At 73.9% G+C, this 19679-nt stretch carries 17 protein-coding genes; 8 read left to right on the forward strand and 9 right to left on the reverse strand.

Translation table 11 applies throughout. The annotated features are described in order from the left end of the window. Positions 1 to 11 precede the first annotated feature (11 nt). Positions 12 to 674, reverse strand: a complete 663-nt coding sequence (locus ACGFSC_RS05055) for a class I SAM-dependent methyltransferase (protein ID WP_359897828.1) — start codon at positions 672 to 674, stop codon at positions 12 to 14. Positions 675 to 784: 110 nt separating this feature from the next. After that, positions 785 to 2683, reverse strand: coding sequence for a BTAD domain-containing putative transcriptional regulator (locus ACGFSC_RS05060; RefSeq protein ID WP_359897827.1), 1899 nt, complete (start codon positions 2681 to 2683; stop codon positions 785 to 787). 694 nt (positions 2684 to 3377) lie between these two features. Between ACGFSC_RS05060 and ACGFSC_RS05065 the strand changes: the two genes are divergently transcribed. Continuing rightward, the gene (locus ACGFSC_RS05065) at positions 3378 to 4139 is read left to right on the forward strand and encodes an alpha/beta fold hydrolase (RefSeq protein WP_359897826.1); all 762 of its coding nucleotides are present in this window, start codon (positions 3378 to 3380) and stop codon (positions 4137 to 4139) included. Positions 4140 to 4295: 156 nt separating this feature from the next. Beyond that, positions 4296 to 4520, forward strand: a complete 225-nt coding sequence (locus tag ACGFSC_RS05070) for a hypothetical protein (RefSeq protein WP_359897825.1) — start codon at positions 4296 to 4298, stop codon at positions 4518 to 4520. Between the two features lie 398 nt (positions 4521 to 4918). Here ACGFSC_RS05070 and ACGFSC_RS05075 read toward each other — a convergent pair whose 3' ends face one another. From ACGFSC_RS05075 to ACGFSC_RS05095, 5 genes are all read right to left on the reverse strand, one after another. Next, the gene (locus ACGFSC_RS05075) at positions 4919 to 5347 is read right to left on the reverse strand and encodes a VOC family protein (RefSeq protein ID WP_359897824.1); all 429 of its coding nucleotides are present in this window, start codon (positions 5345 to 5347) and stop codon (positions 4919 to 4921) included. 86 nt (positions 5348 to 5433) lie between these two features. Beyond that, positions 5434 to 6618, reverse strand: coding sequence for a macrolide family glycosyltransferase (locus ACGFSC_RS05080; protein WP_359897823.1), 1185 nt, complete (start codon positions 6616 to 6618; stop codon positions 5434 to 5436). Between the two features lie 93 nt (positions 6619 to 6711). Next, positions 6712 to 7992, reverse strand: a complete 1281-nt coding sequence (locus tag ACGFSC_RS05085) for a hypothetical protein (RefSeq protein WP_359897822.1) — start codon at positions 7990 to 7992, stop codon at positions 6712 to 6714. Positions 7993 to 8681: 689 nt separating this feature from the next. Beyond that, positions 8682 to 9182, reverse strand: coding sequence for a hypothetical protein (locus ACGFSC_RS05090; protein WP_359897821.1), 501 nt, complete (start codon positions 9180 to 9182; stop codon positions 8682 to 8684). Between the two features lie 401 nt (positions 9183 to 9583). Continuing rightward, on the reverse strand, positions 9584 to 10075 hold the full coding sequence (locus ACGFSC_RS05095; RefSeq protein ID WP_359897820.1) for a signal peptide protein: 492 nt from the start codon (positions 10073 to 10075) through the stop codon (positions 9584 to 9586). Positions 10076 to 10496: 421 nt separating this feature from the next. Here ACGFSC_RS05095 and ACGFSC_RS05100 point away from each other — a divergent pair, with 421 nt between their 5' ends. Then, complete coding sequence (locus ACGFSC_RS05100) at positions 10497 to 11618, forward strand: PP2C family protein-serine/threonine phosphatase (protein WP_359897819.1); 1122 nt, start codon at positions 10497 to 10499, stop codon at positions 11616 to 11618. Positions 11619 to 11913: 295 nt separating this feature from the next. On the opposite strand, the gene ACGFSC_RS05105 is transcribed toward ACGFSC_RS05100, so the two are convergent. Further along, the gene (locus tag ACGFSC_RS05105; RefSeq protein ID WP_359897818.1) at positions 11914 to 12804 is read right to left on the reverse strand and encodes an MBL fold metallo-hydrolase; all 891 of its coding nucleotides are present in this window, start codon (positions 12802 to 12804) and stop codon (positions 11914 to 11916) included. Between the two features lie 148 nt (positions 12805 to 12952). Here ACGFSC_RS05105 and ACGFSC_RS05110 point away from each other — a divergent pair, with 148 nt between their 5' ends. The 4 genes from ACGFSC_RS05110 to ACGFSC_RS05125 all read left to right on the forward strand — a co-directional run bounded on the left by ACGFSC_RS05110 (position 12953) and on the right by ACGFSC_RS05125 (position 17304). After that, positions 12953 to 13180 (forward strand): hypothetical protein, encoded by a 228-nt coding sequence (locus ACGFSC_RS05110; protein WP_359897817.1) that lies wholly within the window; start codon positions 12953 to 12955, stop codon positions 13178 to 13180. After that, positions 13167 to 14558, forward strand: coding sequence for an amidase (locus ACGFSC_RS05115; protein ID WP_359897816.1), 1392 nt, complete (start codon positions 13167 to 13169; stop codon positions 14556 to 14558). Before ACGFSC_RS05110 ends, ACGFSC_RS05115 begins: the two co-directional genes overlap by 14 nt. An 88-nt stretch (positions 14559 to 14646) precedes the next feature. Continuing rightward, entirely contained in the window at positions 14647 to 15222 is a 576-nt protein-coding gene (locus tag ACGFSC_RS05120) for a TetR/AcrR family transcriptional regulator (RefSeq protein WP_359908266.1), read from the forward strand. A 126-nt stretch (positions 15223 to 15348) separates the two neighbouring features. After that, positions 15349 to 17304: a PIG-L family deacetylase gene (locus ACGFSC_RS05125; RefSeq protein ID WP_359908264.1), complete on the forward strand. Its 1956-nt coding sequence runs from the start codon at positions 15349 to 15351 to the stop codon at positions 17302 to 17304. 76 nt (positions 17305 to 17380) lie between these two features. Here ACGFSC_RS05125 and ACGFSC_RS05130 read toward each other — a convergent pair whose 3' ends face one another. After that, the gene (locus ACGFSC_RS05130; RefSeq protein ID WP_359908263.1) at positions 17381 to 17812 is read right to left on the reverse strand and encodes a GNAT family N-acetyltransferase; all 432 of its coding nucleotides are present in this window, start codon (positions 17810 to 17812) and stop codon (positions 17381 to 17383) included. A 146-nt stretch (positions 17813 to 17958) separates the two neighbouring features. Between ACGFSC_RS05130 and ACGFSC_RS05135 the strand changes: the two genes are divergently transcribed. After that, a complete protein-coding gene (locus tag ACGFSC_RS05135) occupies positions 17959 to 19647 on the forward strand; it encodes an enoyl-CoA hydratase-related protein (protein ID WP_359908261.1) in 1689 nt (562 codons plus the stop codon). Positions 19648 to 19679: the final 32 nt, after the last annotated feature.

Raw genomic sequence — 19679 nt, forward strand, 5'->3', positions numbered from 1 at the left:
GTCCGCCGCCCTCAGCGCTTGCGGACGAGAGTGATCCCGTCGGCCATCACCAGCAGCGACAGCTCCACCCGGGGGTCCTCGTGCAGCAGCCGGTTCAGAGCCCGGACCCCGGCGGTGTCCGGGTCCACGGCGGCCGGATCGGCGACCCGGCCGAAGAAGAGGGTGTTGTCGACCACGATCAGACCGCCGGCGCGCAGCAGCGCCAGCGAAGTCTCGTAGTAGCGGACGTAGTTGCTCTTGTCCGCGTCGATGAACACCAGGTCGAAGCTTTCCGGCCCGCGCTCCGCCAGCAGCGCGTCCAGGGTCGCGGTGGCATCGCCGATCCGCAGGTCGATCCGCGAGTCGACCCCGTCCCGCTTCCAGAAGTCGGCGCCGATGGCCGGCCACCGGTCGTCGATGTCGCAGGACACCAGCACCCCGTCGGCCGGGAGCGCGCGGGCCATGCACAGGGTGCTGTAGCCGGTGAAGGTGCCGATCTCCAGCACCGCCCGCGCCCCCGTCAACCCGACCAGCAGGGAGAGCAGTTGGCCCTCCTCCGCCATCACCTGCATGGCGGTCCCGCCCGGCAGGTCCGCGGTGGCCTCCCGCAGCTCCCTGAGCAGATCGTCGTCACGGAGGGAGACCTCCCGGACGTAGGCGAGCAGGTCGTGGGTGGCTTCTGTCTGGTGGGCCATGGTGCGGGGGTCCTCTCGAAGGAGATCAGGTTGAAGGAGATCGGGTCGAAAAGCATCGGGGGAAGGGGGGACCGGGCCGCCGGGTGCCCGTCGCCGGGCCGCCGGGACGGTCACCCGGCGCGCATGTACGGGTGACCGTGCTGCCGTACGGCGACCGCCTGCGCCCGCTCGCGGGCGTACGCCCGCAGCAGCGCGTCCAGCCGGTAGCGGCCCCCCGCCGGCTCACCCAGCAGATTCGCCTCGACCAGGGCGTCCAGGGCCTCCTCGGCCTGCGCCTCGGAGCAGCCGACCATCACCGCGACCCTACTGCTGGAGACCGAAGACGCTCCGGCAGTCCCCAGCGCGGTGAACACCTCGGCCGGGTCGACCCCGGCCGGAGCCGTCCGCCGGAGCCCGGCGTGGTCGGCGTCGAGGCAGGGCCGGACACCGAGGTCGCCCGCGCACAGTTCGTCCAGCAGTCGCGGGGCGTCCGTGAGCCGCCGGGCGAAGTGCCCGATGGTCCAGTGCGGGCGCTCCAGCAGCCGGGTCCCCGCGATCCGGATCGCCAGCGGCAGGCCCGCGCAGACCGTCAGCACCGAACGGGCCGACCGCGGTTCGGCACCCACCCTGGCCGGGCCGACGATGCTGCCCAGCAGCTCCAGCGACCCGGCCTCGTCCAGCGGGCCGAGCGGAATGGGGCACGCCCCCTCCAGATCGGCCAGCCGCCGTCGACTGGTCACCAGCAGCCTGCTGCCCCCGCTGCCCGGTATCAGTGGCCGCACCTGCGCCGTGCTGGAGACGTTGTCGAGTACCACCAGCAGACGGCGGCCCGCGGTGAGCGAGCGGTAGAGGCTCTCCCGTTCCGACTCCTCCTCGGGTATCTCGTCCCGGGGCACACCGAGGTCCGCCAGGAACCGCGGCAGCACCGCCCGGGCGGTCAGCGGCCGCGCGGCTCCGCCGAGATCCGCGTAGAGCTGGCCGTGCACCGAGGAGCCGCGCACGGCGTGCGCCGCTTGCAGGGCCAGCGCGCTCTTGCCGACACCGCCCCGGCCGGTCACCACCGCCGTCGCCACCATGCCCGCGGGCATCGTGCCGGTCGTGAGGAAGTGCTGCAGCCGCGCCAGCGCACCGGAGCGGGCCGACAGTGGCAGCGGCACCGAGGGCAGCTGCGCCGGGCTCGGCCAGCAGGACCATTCCCGGGCAGTGGCCGGCGCCGGCGCGACGGCCGCCTCCGGGGCCTTTTCGGGCTGCTCCAGTGGGTCGGGCGCGCGGGGCCGGTCGTGGGCCGAGAGGATGTGCCGGTGGACCTCGCGCAGATCGGTGCTCGGCTCGGCGCCGAGCTGCTCGACGAGCAGCGCCCGGGTGCGCTGGTAGAGGTCCAGGGCCTCCGACTGCCGTCCCGAGCGGCCCAGCGCCAGCATCAGCTTGCCCACCAGGGCCTCCCGTAAGGGGTGCTTCCGCGCCAGCCGCACCAGCTCCGGCACGACCTCGGCGTGCCGCAGCAGCGCCAGCTCCGCGTCGAACCGCAGCTCCAGGGTCTGCAGGCGAAGCTCCTGGAGGTAGCGGCCCTCCACATCGCGCAGCGTCTGCGACGGGATGTCCGCCAGCGGCTCCTCGCGCCACAGGGCGAGCGCCTCGGCCAGCTCGGCGGAGGAGCCTTCCAGGTCTCCGCGCTCGGCCAGCTCCGCCGCGCGCCGGCGGTGGGCCGTGAACTGCCCGAGATCGCTCTCGTGCTCGCCGAGTTCGAGGAGGTAGCCGGGCGCCCGGGTGAGGATCCGGGCGGAGGCGTGCTCGCCCAGCGACTGCCGCAGGCGCATCACATAGGTGCGGACGGTCGCGGCGGCACTCGGCGGCGGGGCGCCGTCCCAGACGTACTCGGCGATCCGGTCGACCGAGATCACCCGGTTGGCGTTGAGGAGGAGCGCTGCCATGACCACGCGCTGCCTCGGAGCCGACACGTGCACCTCACGCGCGTTCAGCCGGACGGAAAGCGGACCCAGTAACAGGAAGTTCAAGGGAGTCCTCTTCATCACACGACCGGTGGGCAAGACTGCCTCCAGCGTCTTGGGTGGCTGTGTACGGGTCAACGCGGTCCTGTCGTATCTAGATGTATTCCTAGAGTGCAGGTCTTGCGCTCATGTCGGGTTTACGTTGCGCGGCACCGTCACGGCGGTCAGGACCGGGTCCGCCCACCACGGCCCACCGGCCGGTGGAACCGATCGCTGCCGCACCGCCGTCGACCGGGGGTGACCCGGCACCGCCGGCGCGCCCTGGAACACCCCCTCCGGCGGCGGCCCCTCCGGCTCCGCGTCGATGCCGCGGACGTCACTGACGGCGTGCAGCCTTGCCATGAGGTGCCCTCGCCTCCTCGGCCGGATCCGCGGTGCGCGGTCCGGCCGGACCGTTGCTGCCGAGTCGGAGCCAGGTAAATCCCACAGGATTGCCCCGCACCGCAGAGTTCTCACCATTCACGAAGAGATGGCCGGAATTGAACCCGGACATGAGCGTACGGACGCGATCCGATGCGTACTTGCTGACATTCCGAGGAGTATGGCAGGCTGTCATATGCGGTGTCCGTGACTCGCTCGCCGGTCGCCGTCGATCGGGGCTCCCCGTATAAGCGCGCACCAGACGGTCTGCCGGTGCGGATGATGTCCCACGCGATCACCACACCCCGCCCGTCCGTCGGCACTGCGCGGATTTCGAAGGGAATGAAAGGCCGCTATGACCTCCCTCGCTTTGGACAGCGACCTGTGGTGCCGTCGCTTCCATCCCTCGCCCATGGCCACGCGCCGACTGGTCTGCTTTCCGCACGCCGGCGGCTCGGCGAGTTTCTACCTCCCGTTGTCCGCCGCACTGTGCGGCCCGGTCGACCTCCTGGCCGTGCAGTACCCCGGCAGGCAGGACCGCCGGAAGGAAGCCGGGGGCCAGGACCTGCACCGCATGGCCGACGAAGTGTCCGAAGCGCTGCGCCGCCGGGACGACCTCCCCCTGACTCTCTTCGGGCACAGCATGGGCGCGCTCGTCGCTTTCGAGGTGGCCCGGCGGATCGAGCGCGCGGGCGGCCGGATCGACCACCTCTTCGTCTCCGGCCGCAAGGGGCCGTCCGCGGACCGGCCCGAGCACTCCCACCCACTCGACGACGAGGGCATCGTGGCCGAGGCCAAAGCCATGGGCGGCACCGACGCTCGGCTCCTGGAGGACGAGGAACTGCTGGGGATGGTGCTGCCCGCGCTGCGCGGCGACTACCAGGCCCTGGGGGCCTACCGGGCCGACCGTGACGCCGCGGTCACCTGCCCGGTCACCGCCCTGGTGGGGGACCAGGACTCCTGGACGCCGGTCCCCGAGGCCGGGCACTGGCGCGACCGCACGATGGGTGCCTTCGACCTCAAGGTCTTCCCCGGCGGGCACTTCTACCTCAGCAGCCGGGCGAACGAGGTGACCGGCATGCTCCGCGACCACCTCGCCGGCACGCTGCGCACCTGAGAGCACGGACGACAGGGAAGGGGGGACCGAGAAGTGACACCGTCAGCGACCTCTGAGGAGATCAAGCCCGCGCGGCGGCCGCCGCGGTCCGAGTCCGCCGCCCGTCCGGCGGACGGGGGCCCTGCCCGCGGCGCGGGCGTCCGGCGGCTGACCGCCGTGGACGTCCGCATCCTGGAAGGCGTCGCGGTCGGCATCTCGACCGCCCGGCTGGCGACATCGCTCTATCTGAGCCCGCAGGGCATCGAGTACCGCATCGGGCTGATGATGCGCCATTTCCAGGCCGCTAACCGGCCCGCTCTGGTCTCCCGGGCGCACTCCCTCGGTGTGTTGAGCGTCGGGACATGGCCACCTCGCGTTCTCCCGGAATTCCTTGAGTCCTAGAAGCGGGCGGGGCGCACTGTTCCCTGATCTCCCCCGTGAGTTCCCCGCCGGAGGGCGGGTCGAAAAATTCCGTTCCGAAGGCGGGGAATGCACTCCGCCGGTATGCTGACAGATATTTTCCCGGATCCGGATACCGTACGGATATCGTGCCGCAGGACGGGTTCCCGAGCGTCCGGTCGAATGCCGGATTCTGCGGCATTGTGCTGTCGGGCCCACGTCTGCGGCACTACGCCTGGGCCGCACCACCGTCCCCTCCTGTCACACTGATTCACAGGAGTGGTCATGAGTTCGGGGTACCTGTTCGGCGGCGGCGTCGGGACCGAGCCGCACGGCCTGGAGCCAAGCGCCCGGCACCCGGAGGCCCCGATGGAGCGGCTGCGGCACGCCTTGGCCTCTCCTCAGTCGATGCAGAACTCGTTGCCCTCGATGTCCCGCATCGGGATGCACGCGTCGTTGCCGTCGTACAGCGTCCGCACGTGTACCGCGCCGAGCGGGACCAGCCGTGCGCATTCGGCCTCGAGCGCGGCCAGCCGCTCCTCACCCACCAGCCCGGTACCGACCCGCACGTCGAGATGCAGCCGGTTCTTGGCGGCCTTGCCCTCGGGAACGCGCTGGAAGTACAACCGCGGCCCCACGCCCGACGGATCGACGCAGGCGAACCACGCGTCCCGCCGCTCGGCCGGCTGCGCGCTCCAGTAGTCCTCCCAGGTGGCGAAGCCCTCCGGTGGCGGCGGCACGACGTACCCGAGCACCTCGCACCAGAAACGGGCGAGGCGCTCGGGTTCCGCGCAGTCGAAGGTGACCTGGAACTGCTTGATCGATGACATCGGCCCACCATAGTGGCGACACCGCGACCCCTGGCGGCCGTTGACCGTTCCGCTTCTCGTCGGGGACGCCGGGCCCTGTGGTGGGATCAGGTCGTGCGCTTCAGGTAGGCCTCGATCTCGTCGGCGGCGCGGGTGGCACCGCCCGCTTCCCGGGTGAGCCGCTGCGCCTCGATGCCCCGCTCCTGCACGGCCGCGTCGGCGGCCACCTCGGTGATCGCGGCCCGCAGCAGGCTCACGTCGGCCTCCGCCGGCAGCAGTACCCGGCCGAGGCCCAGCTCGGCCACCCGCGCGGTGTTGGCCGCGACGTCCGGCCAGGACGGCACTCCGAGGATCGGGCAGCCGGCGTCCAGGGACTCCAGCACGCCGCCCATGCCGCCGTGGGTGATCACCAGCCGGGCGTGCCGGAGCACCGCCAGGTGCGAGACCCAGCGGTGGACCTCGATGTTGTCCGGCAGCGGACCGAGGTCGGCCGGGTCCATCCCCCCGCCGACCGAGATGACGGCGTGCCAGGGCAGCTCGGCGAAGGCGTCCACGCACAGCCGGAAGAACTCCGGATGCTTGTTGTGCACGGTCCCCATCGAGACCAGCGCCACCGGCAGGCCGCTCGCCGGGGGCTGCCACTCTCCCAGGAAGGAGCGGTCCGTGAGGCACGGCCCGACGAAGGCGAAGCGATCGTCGAAGCTCTCGCCGTGCGGCTGGAAGAACCGCGGCACGTGGACGAGGTTGAGGTCCTCGGTGCGCATCAGGAACTCGTGCGCCGGCTCGTCGATGCCGTGCGAGGCCAGCAACTCGGCCATCCGGACGCCTAATTCGACGACCACCTCCTCGGTGAGCGGGACCGCGCCGTCCGCCTCCATCATCTGCTGCACGAAGGAGTAGGTGTCGTTGGAGGCGAAGAACGGCGTCGACTGGACGGCCGGGACCCCCCAGGTGTGGGCCAGTATCCGGCCGGCCTGGAAGGCCACGGCGTCGTAGACCACCGCGTCGGGCCTGGCGTCGCCGAACCACTCCTGGACCGCGCGCAGGATGGCGATGTTCTCGTCCAGGAAGATCAGCGGGGTGCGCCCGTTCTCGGGACCGCCCACGCTGTCCAGCGGCTGGGTGGAGTCGTAGCGCAGGTGTTCGGCGCCGACCTCGGCCAGGGCCTGGGCGAAGTCGTCGACGGCCGCGTAGGTGACCCGGTGCCCGCGGCGTACCAGTTCACCGACGACCGCCAGAGTGGGGAAGACATGGCCGTGGGCCGGGATGTTGACCATCAGGATGTGGCTCACTGCTGCTCCGTCGGTATCGGGAGGAGGAACGAGGGAAGGGGGAGCAAGAAGCGCGATTCGGGACGGGAGAAGGGGCGCGGCAGGCCGCGCGGCTCAGCTGGGGTCCTGGTCCGGGCCGGCCTCGGACTGCGGCTCGGCGGCCCACTGGCCGCCCGCGATCTCCTCGGCGCTCAGCTGCCGGCGCGGGATCCAGGCGGGGACGGTGCCCTCCTCGTTGCGGCCCTTGTCCAGGATCGCCAGGTTGTGGTAGAAGTGCGCGCCGGCCAGCGTCCGGTCGGTCCCGCTCGGGCGGTGCGCGGTCGGCGGCTCGTGCTCCTCGTGGTTGAGGCCGTCGAGCAGCTGCTTGAGGAAGCCCATGCTGGTGGTCGGGTCGCCGAGCCGCTCCGAACTGCCGCCGTAGCCCGGCCAGTAGGAGGTCTGCAGGTCCTCGATCACATAGAGCCCGCCCGGGACCACGTGCGGGAAGAGCGCGCCGAAGGCGGCGATGACGTCCGGGCAGTAGTGGCTGCCGTCGTCGATGACGATGTCGATCGGCCCGATCCGCTCGGCCAGTGCCGTGAGGAAGGCCGGGTCCGCCTGGTCGCCCCGGACGGTGTGGATCCGCTGCTCGCGCAGTGCCGTCTTGTCGTAGACGTCGACCCCGTAGACGAGGCCCCGCCGGAAGAAGCGCTTCCACATCCGCAGCGAGCCACCGCCCGCCGCCGGGTCGGCGTAGCCGCCGATCCCCAGCTCCAGGATGGTGAGCGGCCGGTCCCGCAGCGGGGCGAAGTGCCGGGCGTAGTGATCGGTGTAGTAGTGCAGCCCCCACTTGTCCGAACCGTGGCGCAGCGACAACTCGGCCAGGTCGAGCGGCTGTTCCGCCAAGCCGCGAAGCAGCTGCTGGACGACCGGGAAGGCCGCCAGTGCGGGCATCAGCCGAGCCGGGTCCTCGATGCCGTGCCAGGTGATCCCGGGCGTGCGGTGGCCTGCGGTGTGCCGGGCGCCGAAGACGGCGCGGGCCAGGTCGATCAGGTCCAGCTCGACGGTGGCGCTGGGCTCGTCGGCCGGCCCGGTGCGGTGCTCGGCCTTGGGGCCGGCCAGCAGGTGGTGCCGGAGCACCTGGCCGTCGAAGGCGAGCTCGAACTGCACCACCACCGCCGCGGCGGCGAGTTGCTCGCTCAGGTCGGCCCGGCTGACCAGTTCGTCCACCAGGTCGGCGGCCGTCTGCTCGGCGCCCGCCGACCTGATCACCGCCGCAAGCTGCTCCTCGGGCCCGTCCGCCGCCAGGATCAGGGCGCGGATCCGGCGCAGGTCGGTCTCGTGCGGGTCCGAGTCGTGGTCCGACGGGCTGTTCACGTGCCGGCCGTTCTCGTGCTGTCCGGTGAGGGCGGTCATGCGTGAGCCTTTCCACGAGGGAGTCGAGAGGACGGGGAACGGATCGGGGCTTCGTCCAGGCCGGGGTGACGCCGTCGGTCATCGCCGGCGGCGGGATCTCCACCCGGCCGGGGAAGAGGGCGCTGTCCACCACGATCGGACCGCCGGGCACCGAGTTCACGGCGGGACGCCGCCGCCACTCTCAGCTACTGGATCGACACGTCGTGAATCTAGGTGCGCATCCCTCCCGCCACAAGCACTACCTGGGGCCACGGGGCGCCGGGTGCGGGAAACGAGCCAGAATCGGGGCACCGCTGTTCCGCATGTTTGGACCCGTCACCCCGGTGTCGTTCGTGGCAGCGGCGGAGTCGGTGATCGTCGGGCGACCGGGCCCGGCCCCGGATCCACCGGCCCCCGCGGCCGGCCCCGGGCGGGACCGTCCTGCCGGCCGGGTCGGCCCGCAAGGACACGAGGGGCAGTTCCACCCCCATGACCAGTGATCGAGCCGCCCGGGTCCGGCCCGGCCCCGAGGCCGGAGCGCCGCAGGTTCGGCTCCCGAGTCCGCACTGTGGATCGTGGCCGAGTACGACGCCGCCGGGAACGAGAAGGGCGCGATCCCGCGGTGCGGCCTTCGCGTCACGTCCTCGCCCGCTCGGCGGAGTCCAGGATCACGCGAAGGCCGCAAGGTCGTCCCGGAGGATTCCCGGTCATCAGGCCAAGGTGGCGAGTTCGGCGAGCAGGGTGGTGACGGCGGCGGGGGTCAGCCGGTGGCCGGCGGTGGTCTCGACGAGGTGGCCCGAGGCGGTGCGGGAGCTCCACCAGTCTTCGAGGAATCCGGGGGCGTAGCCGCCGGTGCGGAAGCCGTACGGTTCGGACCCGAGGTCGAAGGCGATCATCAGCTCGTAGTCCGGGAGCGCATAGGAACGCTCTTGCTGCGGCGGGGTTCTGACGTACCGTTCGAAGGAGTCGACCCGGTTGGCGCTGGTGAAGAGCCAGAACAGGTAGTCGTACATCAGCAGGGAGCGCGGGTCGGCGTGCAGGGCGAAGAAGCCCTTGTCGTGGACGACGGCCTCCGCCAGCGCGCGCAGTGGCCGGTCCGCGTCGGGCAGGACGTCCGCGACCGCGCGGAAGGCGCGCCGCGTCCTCCCCCGCCCGATCGTCCGGCGATTGTACGGTCCGCACCCGGACGCGGCAGCGGCAGCGGTCAGCACGGACGGTGCGACACGGAACGGATGCGGCACCGCTGCGGCTGGGCCCGGCGTCCGTCGCGGCCCTGCTCGTCCTCGGCTGTCTCGGCCTGGCCGCCGCGCACGACGACGCCGCGCTCCCGCCCGGAACCCGGCCGGCGGTGCTCCCCGGACGAGCGGTGCGAGCGGGCCCCGCCCGCACCGGCTCTTCGGCGACCGGCTCGGGCCGCCCGTCCGCACCTCCGGTGAGGACGGGCCCGACCCGGACGCGCGGGCCGACACCTACCGCGAGGGCCTGGCCCGAGCGGTCGGCCGCCGCCGGGTCACCGTCTGCCACCCGACCTCGCGCGCGGCCCTCGGCCTGGTGGCGGGCCCGCGGCAACGGGCCGCCGGTGCCCAGTGCCCGGCGGCCCGTTGCCCGTGCGTCAGCCGTAGAGCGCCACCCGGGGCTCGACCGTCCCCTGGGCCGGGGCCGTCCCGACGACGGTGACCCGGTAGCGCTCGGTCAGGGTGTGGTGGCCGTGCAGGACGAGCTTGGCCGAGGCGAGCCGGGTGTACAGGGTGCCGGTCTGGCTGGCGAGCGGCAGGGTGCGCCAGTGGCCGTCGGAGGAGAGCACTTCGAGCCGGATGCTCGCCGGATCGAGGAAGGGCCCGTTGGCGGGGGACTCGATGAGGACCTGCGGGGCCACCGTGCGGTCGGCCGAGGAGTCGTTGCGGTAGGAGACGGTGATCACCCGCTGCGCGTGGCCGGGCGACAGCGAGGAGGAGGGCAGCTCGACGAAGCCGGTCGGCGGGGTGCCGGCCGCGGTCGGGGTGCCGGTCGCCGCCTGGGACGGGGCGGTGAGCAGGGCGGTCGGCACGGCGGCGAGGGCCGCGGCCAGCGCCAGGCTCCGACGGGGGATCTTCCGGGTGCGCATGGCGCCTCCTTCGGCCGGTGGCCAGGGCACGCGGGTGCGCCGACTGGTCCGGGCAGGTCCGTACGGCACCACCCTGCCCCTTCACCCGGAAAGCCGCACGCCGAAGCCGCACCCGGCAGCCGCGACCGGTGAGCCGCCCGGGCGACCCGCCCGGTGCGACCCGCCCGCCGTGAGCCGCCCGCCGTGAGCCGGTGCCGGGCCCGACCGGAGGGCCGGGAGCGGTGCCGGGACTGGGCCGAACGTGCGACCGCCGCGGCTGCGGGGCCGGGGCACCGCCCGCGCCGGGACCGGGCCCCTTACCTTGGGCGCAACCTCCCGCCCGGCGCCCGCGCGCCGGGTGGAGTGCCCGAAGGTCGGGGGGAGGTCCCGAGAAGGGGAGGGCGGCTTGCGGGCACGTTCGGTGGAGGAGCCGGGGCAGCGGATGCCGATCCTGATCCGGTACGGCCACCGCTCCTGGCTGGTGCCCCTGGCGGTCTTCGCGTTCGTGGTGGGCGTGGACGCGGCCACGCCCGCGACGTTCGCGTCCGTGAGCTGGCTGGTGATGGTCCCCGTGGTGGCCGCCGGGCTCTGCGGGCCGGTGGTCACCGGGCTGTTCGCCCTCCTCGCGATCGCCGCCTACCCCGCCCTGGACAGCATCTGGGGCAAGTCCCAGGGGATCGAGGACTTCCTGCTGGTGATCGCGGGGGCCGTCTTCTCGGTGCCGATCAGCGTCTTCCGCGCCCGGGCCGCCGCCTACGTCCGCCATCTGCAGGGCGCGGCGGAGACCACCCGGCAGGTGGTGCTGCGCCCGGTGCCCCCGGGGTGGGGCGGCGTGGACTCGGCGGCGCGCTACCTGGCCGCGGACGTCGAGGCCCGGGTGGGCGGCGACTTCTACGACGTGCTGGCCACCCCGTTCGGGGCGCGGGTCATCCTCGGTGACGTCCAGGGCAAGGGCCTGCCGGCCGTCTCCGCGGCGGCGGCGCTGGTGGGCTGCTTCCGGGAGGCCGCCTTCCACGAGCGCGACCTGGCCACCGTGGCGGGCTGGATGGAGGAGCGGCTGTACCGGCAGAACGCGCTGGCGGAGCGGCTGGGGGAGCGGGAGGAGCGGTTCGCCACGGCGGTGGTCCTCTGGTTCCCCTCCGACGCGCCGGGGGAGGTGGAGGTGGTGAACTTCGGCCACGACAGCCCCCACGTCCTCGGCCCCGCGGGCGTGCGGCAGCTGCCGCCGGGCGACGGGGCGCCGATCGGGCTGGCCCAGCTGGCCGGCGGGCTGCCGCGGGTGCGGCGGCTGCGGTTGGGCCCGGGCGAGACGGTCCTGATCGTCTCGGACGGGGTGACCGAGGCCCGTGACCGCACGGGCGCCTTCTTCTCGCTGCGCGCCCACCTGGACCGGCTGGCCGACGCCCCGGGAGTGGTCGATCCCGGGCGCCTGGTCGACGAGGTGGCCGCCGCGGTGGTCCGGCACACCGGCGGCCGGCTGACGGACGACACCGCCCTGCTCGCCGTCAGGACGCCCCCGGTGGAGGCGGCGGACGGAGCCGGCCTCAGTCCTCGGCGTGGCTGATCGCGCAGGCCAGGACGCCGGGGATCCGGGCCAGTTCGGCGGTGAGGGCGGACGGGTTCCCCCGGCCGTGCAGGCTGATGGACACCTCCGTGACCCGCTCGTCGCCGCCGCCGTCCTCGCCCGGTGGCGCGGCCCGGTCGATTGAAGCCCAGTCCGAAGACGATCTGGGCGGCCATCCGGGAAGGGCGAGGTGCGACCACCCTTGTCCGAAAGGATCGTCGACCGTTCCCAGTGTCCTCAGCTCCTCCTGCCGTCGCATCGTCCCGCCGCACCCCGGCCGTCGCGTTCCGTCGGCTCAGGCCGGGGGGACGGGCCGCAGCCGGTAGGCGTCCCCGTGGGCGACGACGTGGCCGGCGGTGGGCGGGGCGAAGTGGGTGCCGAGCAGCAGGGTGTCGGTGCCGGCGAGGGAGCCGAGCAGTGCGCGGCGGGTGGCCTCGGAGCGCTGCGGGTCGATGTCGACGCAGGCGCCGATGGCGGGGTGGGCGAGCTGGACCGGGTGGTGGAGGCAGTCCCCGGTGATCACCGCCGTGCGGCCCCGGCTGGTCAGTTCGACGGCGACGTGCCCCGGGGTGTGGCCGGGGGTGGGGAGCAGGCGCAGGCCCGGGGCGATCGCCAGGCCCCCGGCCGGGACGTCGACGAGGTCCAGCCGGCCGGCCCGCTCGACTGGCAGCACGGAGTCGCTGAACATCAGGGCGCGCGCCTCGTCCATGGCGTACCCGGCCCAGAACTCCCGTTCGGCGCGGGTGGTGAGGTAGCGCGCGCGGGGGAAGGTGGGCACCCAGGCGCCGTCCACCTTCCGGGTGTTCCAGCCGACGTGGTCGGCGTGCAGGTGGGTGAGGACCACCAGGTCGACGGAGTCCGGCGGGAATCCGGCGGCGGCGAGGCGCCGCGGGTAGTCGGTGCGCAGGTCGTGCCAGGCCGGGTTGGCGCGCTGCTTGCCGTTGCCGATGCCGGTGTCGACGAGCACCCGCAGCCCGTCCAGGTCGAAGGCGAAGCTGTGGCTGTCCAGGCGCAGCGCGCCGTCGGCGTCGGCGAAGTCGGGGTGCAGCCAGCCCTGGCCGGCCACCGTCGCGGGGGTGGCGTCGGGCAGCAGCCACCGTCCGGTCGCGGGTGGCAGCGGGATTTCGTCGATGCGGTGGACGGTGACGTCGCCGACCGTCCAGGAGGGGGTAGGGGTAGTGGGCACGGGGCCGGCTCCTCCGCTGTAAAAGCCATTCGTTTGCGTTAGTGGCACCCTAGAACCTACAGTCGCGTTAACGCAAACCCTTAGCTTTTGCTGCGGGGTGCCTCGCCTGCGCGAACCCGCCCCGCCGCCCACGATCAGGAGCGCGCCCATGTCCTCCGCCGAACTCACCCCGTCCGAGGCCGCCCACCGGGCCGCCCGGGCCGGACTCGACCTGCCGCCCGAGCGCCACGCCGCGGTGGCGGCCACCGCCGAACACATCCAGTCCGTCGTCGCCGTCCTGCGGGAACTGGACTTCGGGGACACCCCGCCCGGCGCCGCCTACCGCGCCGAAGCGGAGCACCACGACGCGGGGGAGCGGCCCGATGCAGCCGTATGAACTGAGCCTCGCCGCCGCCGCGACCCGGATCCGGGAGCGGCGGCTGTCCCCCGTGGAACTGGTCGACTCCGTCCTCGGCCGCATCGACCGGGTGGAGCCGCACCTCGGCGCCTACGCCACCGTCGCCGCCGAACAGGCCCGCGACGCGGCGCGCCGGGCCGAGCGGGAGATCGCCCAGGGCCGGTACCGGGGGCCGCTGCACGGCATCCCGGTCGGACTCAAGGACCTGATCGACGTCGCCGGCACGCCCACCGGTGCCGGCTCCCGGGTCCGGGACGGCCACCGCGCGACCGCCGACAGCGCGGTCGCCGCCCGGCTGCGGGCCGCCGGCGCGGTCCTGGCCGGCAAGACCCACACCCACGAGTTCGCCTACGGCCTGACCACCCCGCAGACCTGCAACGCCTGGGACCGCGACCGGGTCGCCGGAGGATCCAGCGGCGGGTCCGCCGCCGCGGTGGCCGCCGGGGCGGCGACCTTCGCCATCGGCACCGACACCGGCGGCTCGATCCGGGTGCCCGCCGCGCTGAACGGGGTGGTCGGCCTCAAGCCCACCTACGGGCTGGTGCCCCGCCACGGTGTCACCTCGCTGTCCTGGTCGCTCGACCACGTGGGCCCGATCACCCGCACCGTCGATGACGCGGCCCTGGTCCTGGCCGCCCTCGCCGGGCACGACCCGCGCGACCCCGCCTCGCTGGCCGCCCCCGCCGTCGACTACCGGCCCGAGCGGGAGCCGGACCTGACCGGCGTGCGGGTCGGCGTGCCGAACGCCTACTACGTCGACCACGTCGACGAGGAGGTCGCCGCCGCCGTCCACCGTGCCGTCGAACAGCTGGAGGCGCTCGGCGCCCGGCCCGTCGAGGTGGAGATCCCGATGGCCCGCTACCTGGTGCCCACCCTGTGGGGCCTGACCGCGCCCGAGGCCGCCGCCTACCACGCGCGCACGCTGCGCACCGTCCCCGAGCTGTACCAGGCCGACGTCCGGGTCCTGCTGGAGGCCGGCGAACTGATCGGCGCGGGCGACTACCTGCGCGCCCAGCGCGCCCGGACGCTGATCCGGGACGCGTGGGCGCGGGTCCTGGCGGAGGTCGACGTGATCGCCGCCCCGACCGTGCCGACGACGGCGGTGCGGGTCGGCCAGGAGGCGGTCGGCTGGCCGGACGGCACCACCGAGAGCGTCTCGGACGCCTACGTCCGGCTCTCCGCCCCGGCCAACGTCACCGGGGTGCCCGCGCTGTCCGTCCCGGCCGGCCACGACGCGGCGGGCCTGCCGATCGGCCTGCAGCTGCTCGGGCGGCCGCTCGGCGAACGGACGCTGCTGCGGGTCGGCCACGCCTTCGAGCGGACGCAGCCCGCGCGGGAGCTCGCGCCGGTGGTCTGAGCCGGCCGCGGGCGTGCCGGGCCCGCGCCCGGGGTCCCGGCCCGCCCGGGCCCGCCTTGACGCAAAGGCGTCGCTTTAGGATGGCGGTATGAGTCCTCGGCAGATGGTCCGCCCGGGCGGGCGCAGCGCCCGGGTCCAGGAGGCGGTGCACACCGCGGTGCGCGAGCTGCTCGCGGAGGTGGGCCGCGAGGCGCTCACCGTGCCGATGGTCGCCCAGCGGGCCGGTGTCACCCCGTCCACGGTGTACCGCCGCTGGGGCGACCTGGCCGAGCTGCTGTCCGACGTCGCGGTGGAGCGGCTGCGCCCCGACACCGAGCCCGCGGACCGCGGCGGCCTGCGCGCCGACCTCACCGCCTGGGCCGAGCAGTTCCTCGACGAGATGGCCTCCGCCTCCGGCCGCGCCTACGTCCGCGACGCCCTCCTCGGCGACCCGGACGGCGGCAACGCCGGCCAGTGCTCGGCCTACGCCGCCGAGCAGCTCGCCCTGGTCCTCGCCCGCGCCCGTGCGCGCGGCGAGGAGGCCCCCGGGGTCGAGGCCGCCATGGACCGCCTCGTCGCCCCCCTGATGTACCGGATCCTGTTCCGCCCCGCCGGCCTCGGCCCCGACTACGCCCGCCGCCTGGTCGCCGACCTGCTCGGCAACCCGTCCCCCGAGTCGGACTGACGGTCCGTCAATCACCTTTCCCCCGGGGCAAATGCGCGGAATGCGGCTGATGGCGCCGTCCGTCCGATCATGGGTTAGCCTCCTCGTGGCGTGATCACATGCCGGTCTCGAAGTGGGGGGAATCGCATGGCAATCGGACGACGGCAACTACTCGCCTCCGTCGCGCTCACCGCCCTCGCCGCACCCGTCCTGGCCAGGGGGAGCGCGACCCGCGCGGTCGCGGCCGAGGGCACGGGCACGGCCGCGGGCACACCGGCGGCCGCCGGCGACGGGCCGCTGTTCCTGCAGGTCGTCGCGCACGAGGACGACGACATCCTGTTCATGAACCCGGACCTGTCCAACGCGCTCGCCAACGGCACGCCGTCCGTCACGGTGTTCGTCACCGCGGGGAACATCACCGGCGACCCGTGCGCCACGGCCTGCTGGGACGCCGACGGCGATCCGCTGCGCACCTGGAACCGGCAGATGGGCGCCGTCAACGCCTACTCCCGGATGACCGGGGTCGGCGACACCGACCCGGGGACCGACGAGGTCGGGCACTGGACGGCCGAGGCGTGGACGGTCGCGGGCAAGCAGGTCGAACGGTACGTCCTCAAGGGCCGGCCGGTGCACCTGATCTTCCTCAACCTGCACGACGGCGGGCTCGCCGGCGTCCTGGCCGGTGGCACCGACACCACGGTCGTCCCGGTCGGCAGCAAGCTGTCCGGGCCGTCGACCTACACGGCCGCGGACGTCGTCGAGGTGCTGCGGCAGGTGATGGTGACGTACCGGCCGACGGTGCTCCGGGCCCAGGACGAACTGCCGGACAGCCGCTACTCGGGCGACCACGCGGACCACGTCACCGCCGCGAAGTTCGCCGGCGAGGCGGCCCGGCTGTACGGCGGCTCGCTGATCCAGGTGAACTACCGGGACTACAACATCAGCGACTCCCCGGTGAACCTCGACCCGGCGACGACCGGCGCCAAGGGCGTGTTCGTCTCCGAGTACGCGAGCCACGACCACTCGCCGAACTACTCCGCCGACTGGTTCTCCCGGATGTACTACCGCTGGTCGCGGGGCACCTCCTGGGCCGGGCTGAACCAGGACGGCCGGCCGCAGGTCTTCGTCGTCCGGGCCGGCGCCCTCGTCACGTACTGGCGCCAGGCGGACGGCAGCTGGGGCGGTCCGGTGCGGATGGCCGACCCGGGCGGGCGGCTGGCGCCGGGCATCGCGGTCGGCACCAACGCCGACGGCCGGCTGGAGGTCTTCGCCCGCCGCCTCACCGACCACCACATCGTCTCGCTGCCGCAGGGCACGCCCAACGGCTGGTGGTGGAACTCCTGGGCCGACCACGGCAACCCCAACACCGGGCTCGGCAACGAGGCCCAGGTCGGCGTGCCCGTGGTCGCCAACTCCCAGGACGGGCGGCTGGAGATCTTCGTCAAGAACGGCGGCGGCGGCCTCAGCAGCATCTGGCAGACCACCCCGGGCGGCGTGTGGACGCGCGACTGGGCGGACCTGGGCGGCACCGACCTCCAGGACCCGGTCACCGCGATCCGCAACGGCGCCGGGGCGATCGAGGTGTTCGCCGCCACCCGCACCGGCATCCTCGGCTGGTGGCAGAGCGCCCCGAACGGAATCCTCAACGGCCCGGCCCCGATCCCGGACGCCCGGCCGGCGAGCCCGCCCAAGGCCGCGCTCGACCAGGACGGCCGCATCGAACTCGCCTACCGGGAGGCGGGCACCGGCGCGATGCTGGTCAGCTACCAGACCCGGCCCGGTGGCGGTTCGTGGAGCCGGACACCGGCCCCCCTCGGCGGGCACGGGGGAGTGGGCGAGCCGGCCGCGGCCACCCTCGGCGGACGGGTCGTGCTGTTCGAGCGCAACGGCGGCGGCGGGGTGAGCACCACCGCGCAGACCGCCCCGAACTCCGGCTACGACAGCTGGCAGGACCTCGGCGGCACCGTCCTCGACTTCCCGACCGCGATCGTCGACGGCGGCGGGGTGCTCCACGTGTTCGCCGTCGGTACGGACGGCCGCGTCCGCTTCCGCACGGGCACGACGGCCACCGCCTTCGGCGACTGGCAGGTCCTGCCGCTGTGACCGCCCGCCCGGCGGCCGACCGGGGACACACCCCGTCGGCCGCCGGGCTCGGGCCGTCGAACCGGCCGAGGGGCCGTCAGCGGCCGCCCATCAGCCGGTACATGCCGATCGAGTCGTGGGTGGCGGTGTCCGCGAAGCCGAACTTCTCGTAGAGGAAGCGCGCGGGCCCGTCCGCGATCAGCGAGACGTACGCGGTGGCGGGGGCCCGGCGCTCCAGTTCCTCGGTGAGGGCCGCCATGATGCGCTTGCCGAGGCCGTGGCCCTGGTGTGCGGGGTGGACGCAGATGTCGGTGATCTGGAACGCGGTGCCGCCGTCGCCGATGATCCGCCCCATCCCGACGGGCTCGCCCTCGTGGTGGAGGACCACGCCGTACCAGGTGTTGGGGAGGGCGAGCGCGACCGCCTCGGGGGCCTTGTCGGAGAGGCCGGCGTCGGTGCGCAGGCGGCGGAAGACCTCGACGGCGGGCACGCCGGGACGAAGCTCGTAAGGGTCACTCACTGGATTCATAGCTTACATGCTACCCGCTCGGCGCCGTCGCCCGGCTCCGGCCGCTCGGGTGAACGCGCGGCGCGACATGCCGGACGCGGCGGGGGGCCGCGAGGGCGGAAGCGATGATCACCGGGTTCCCGGAGCACCCCCCGTCGGAGGCGGACATGCGGATTCTTCTCCTCGCCAGCGCGTTCAACAGCCTCAGCCAGCGGCTGCACGCCGAACTGCGCGACCGGCGTCACACCGTGGACCTCCAACTGGCCGGTGACGAAGAGGAGTTGCTCGACACGGTGCGCCGACTCAAGCCCGACCTGGTGCTCGCCCCGATGCTGCGCACCGCGATCCCGCGGGAGCTCTGGTCGCAGCTCACCTGCCTGATCGTCCACCCCGGCCCGCCGGGCGACCGCGGCCCCTCCTCCCTCGACCGGGCGATCCAGGACGGCCGCACCGAATGGGCCGTCACCGTGCTCCAGGCCGAGGCGGAGATGGACGCCGGGCCGGTCTGGGCCTCGGCGCCCTGCCGGCTGCCGGAGTACGGCAAGAGCGACCTCTACCGCAACGAGGTCGCCGACGCGGCGGTGGCGGCCGCGCTGCTCGCCGTGGAGCGCGTCGCCTCGGGCACGTACGCGCCGCAGCCGCAGTCCGGCCCCGGCTGGAGCGGCACCGTGCGCACCCGGCCCGTCCTGCGCCAGGAGGAGCGCCGGATCGACTGGGCGGCCGACAGCACCGAGGCGGTGCTGCGCAGGCTCCGCGCCGCGGACTCCCGGCCCGGAGTGCTCGACGAACTGTGCGGCGGCACCTGGTACCTGCACGGCGGGCACCGCGAACCGGTGCTGCGCGGCTGCCCGGGCGACCTGCTCGCCACCCGGGCCGGGGCCCTGTGCCGGGCCACCACGGACGGTGCCGTGTGGATCCCCGAACTGCGCCGCCGCACCCCCGGCGGCCCCGCGGGCGTCAAGCTCCCCGCCGTGACGGCGCTCGGCGGCCTGCTCCCCGCCCTGCCGGAGCTGGCGGCGCCCCTGATGCCGGGCGAGCAGGACGGCCCCGTCTGGTCGGACGTCCGCTACCGGGAGGACGGCCCGGTGGGCTTCCTGCGCTTCTCCTTCCCGGGCGGCGCGATGTCCACCGGCCACTGCCGCCGCCTGCTGGCGGCCTACCGCTTCGCCGTCGCCCGCCCGACCTCGGTGCTGGTGCTCGGCGGCGGCCGGGACTTCTTCTCCAACGGCATCCACCTCAACGTGATCGAGGCCGCGGCGGACCCGGCCGTCGAGTCCTGGGACAACATCACCGCGATGGACGAACTGGTCGACGCGGTGCTCACCACCACCGACCGGCTGGTGGTCGCCGCCGTCGGCGGCAACGCGGCGGCCGGCGGGGTGATGCTGGCGCTGGCGGCGGACGAGGTGTGGTGCCGCGCCGGCTCCGTCCTCAACCCGCACTACCGGCTGATGGGGCTGTACGGGTCGGAGTACTGGACGTACAGCCTCCCGCGCCGCCTCGGCGCGGCGGCGGCCGAGCGGCTGACCCGCCAGGCGCTGCCCGTCTCCGCGGCCACCGCCGAGCGGATCGGCCTGGTCGACCGGGTGCTCGCCTGCGGGCCGGAGGAGTTCGGGCCGTCCACGGCCCACCTGGCCGGGCTGCTCGCCGCCTCGCCCACCGCCCACCAGCGGATCGCGGCGAAGAAGGCCGCGCGCGAGGCCGACGAGCGGACGAAACCGCTCGACGCCTACCGGGAGGAGGAGCTCGCGGTCATGCACCGGCAGTTCTTCACACCCGAATCGCCGTATCACGCGCTGCGTTCCGCGTTCGTCCACAAGCGCCCGGTGCCGACGGGGCCCGCGGCGCGACCGTGACCCGAACGGCCCCGCCCGGCTTGCCTCCCCGG

This window comes from Kitasatospora sp. NPDC048715, from assembly GCF_043198905.1.
GTDB classification, from domain to species: domain Bacteria; phylum Actinomycetota; class Actinomycetes; order Streptomycetales; family Streptomycetaceae; genus Kitasatospora; species Kitasatospora lactacystinica.

Excerpts from the sequence above, each read along its gene's own strand:
- ACGFSC_RS05055 (WP_359897828.1), bottom strand. The coding sequence starts at position 674 with ATGGCCCACCAGACAGAAGCCACCCACGACCTGCTCGCCTACGTCCGG.
- ACGFSC_RS05060 (WP_359897827.1), bottom strand. The coding sequence starts at position 2,683 with ATGAAGAGGACTCCCTTGAACTTCCTGTTACTGGGTCCGCTTTCCGTC.
- ACGFSC_RS05065 (WP_359897826.1), top strand. The coding sequence starts at position 3,378 with ATGACCTCCCTCGCTTTGGACAGCGACCTGTGGTGCCGTCGCTTCCAT.
- ACGFSC_RS05075 (WP_359897824.1), bottom strand. The coding sequence starts at position 5,347 with ATGTCATCGATCAAGCAGTTCCAGGTCACCTTCGACTGCGCGGAACCC.
- ACGFSC_RS05085 (WP_359897822.1), bottom strand. The coding sequence starts at position 7,992 with ATGACCGCCCTCACCGGACAGCACGAGAACGGCCGGCACGTGAACAGC.
- ACGFSC_RS05095 (WP_359897820.1), bottom strand. The coding sequence starts at position 10,075 with ATGCGCACCCGGAAGATCCCCCGTCGGAGCCTGGCGCTGGCCGCGGCC.
- ACGFSC_RS05100 (WP_359897819.1), top strand. The coding sequence starts at position 10,497 with ATGCCGATCCTGATCCGGTACGGCCACCGCTCCTGGCTGGTGCCCCTG.
- ACGFSC_RS05110 (WP_359897817.1), top strand. The coding sequence starts at position 12,953 with ATGTCCTCCGCCGAACTCACCCCGTCCGAGGCCGCCCACCGGGCCGCC.
- ACGFSC_RS05115 (WP_359897816.1), top strand. The coding sequence starts at position 13,167 with ATGCAGCCGTATGAACTGAGCCTCGCCGCCGCCGCGACCCGGATCCGG.
- ACGFSC_RS05120 (WP_359908266.1), top strand. The coding sequence starts at position 14,647 with ATGAGTCCTCGGCAGATGGTCCGCCCGGGCGGGCGCAGCGCCCGGGTC.
- ACGFSC_RS05125 (WP_359908264.1), top strand. The coding sequence starts at position 15,349 with ATGGCAATCGGACGACGGCAACTACTCGCCTCCGTCGCGCTCACCGCC.
- ACGFSC_RS05130 (WP_359908263.1), bottom strand. The coding sequence starts at position 17,812 with ATGAATCCAGTGAGTGACCCTTACGAGCTTCGTCCCGGCGTGCCCGCC.
- ACGFSC_RS05135 (WP_359908261.1), top strand. The coding sequence starts at position 17,959 with ATGCGGATTCTTCTCCTCGCCAGCGCGTTCAACAGCCTCAGCCAGCGG.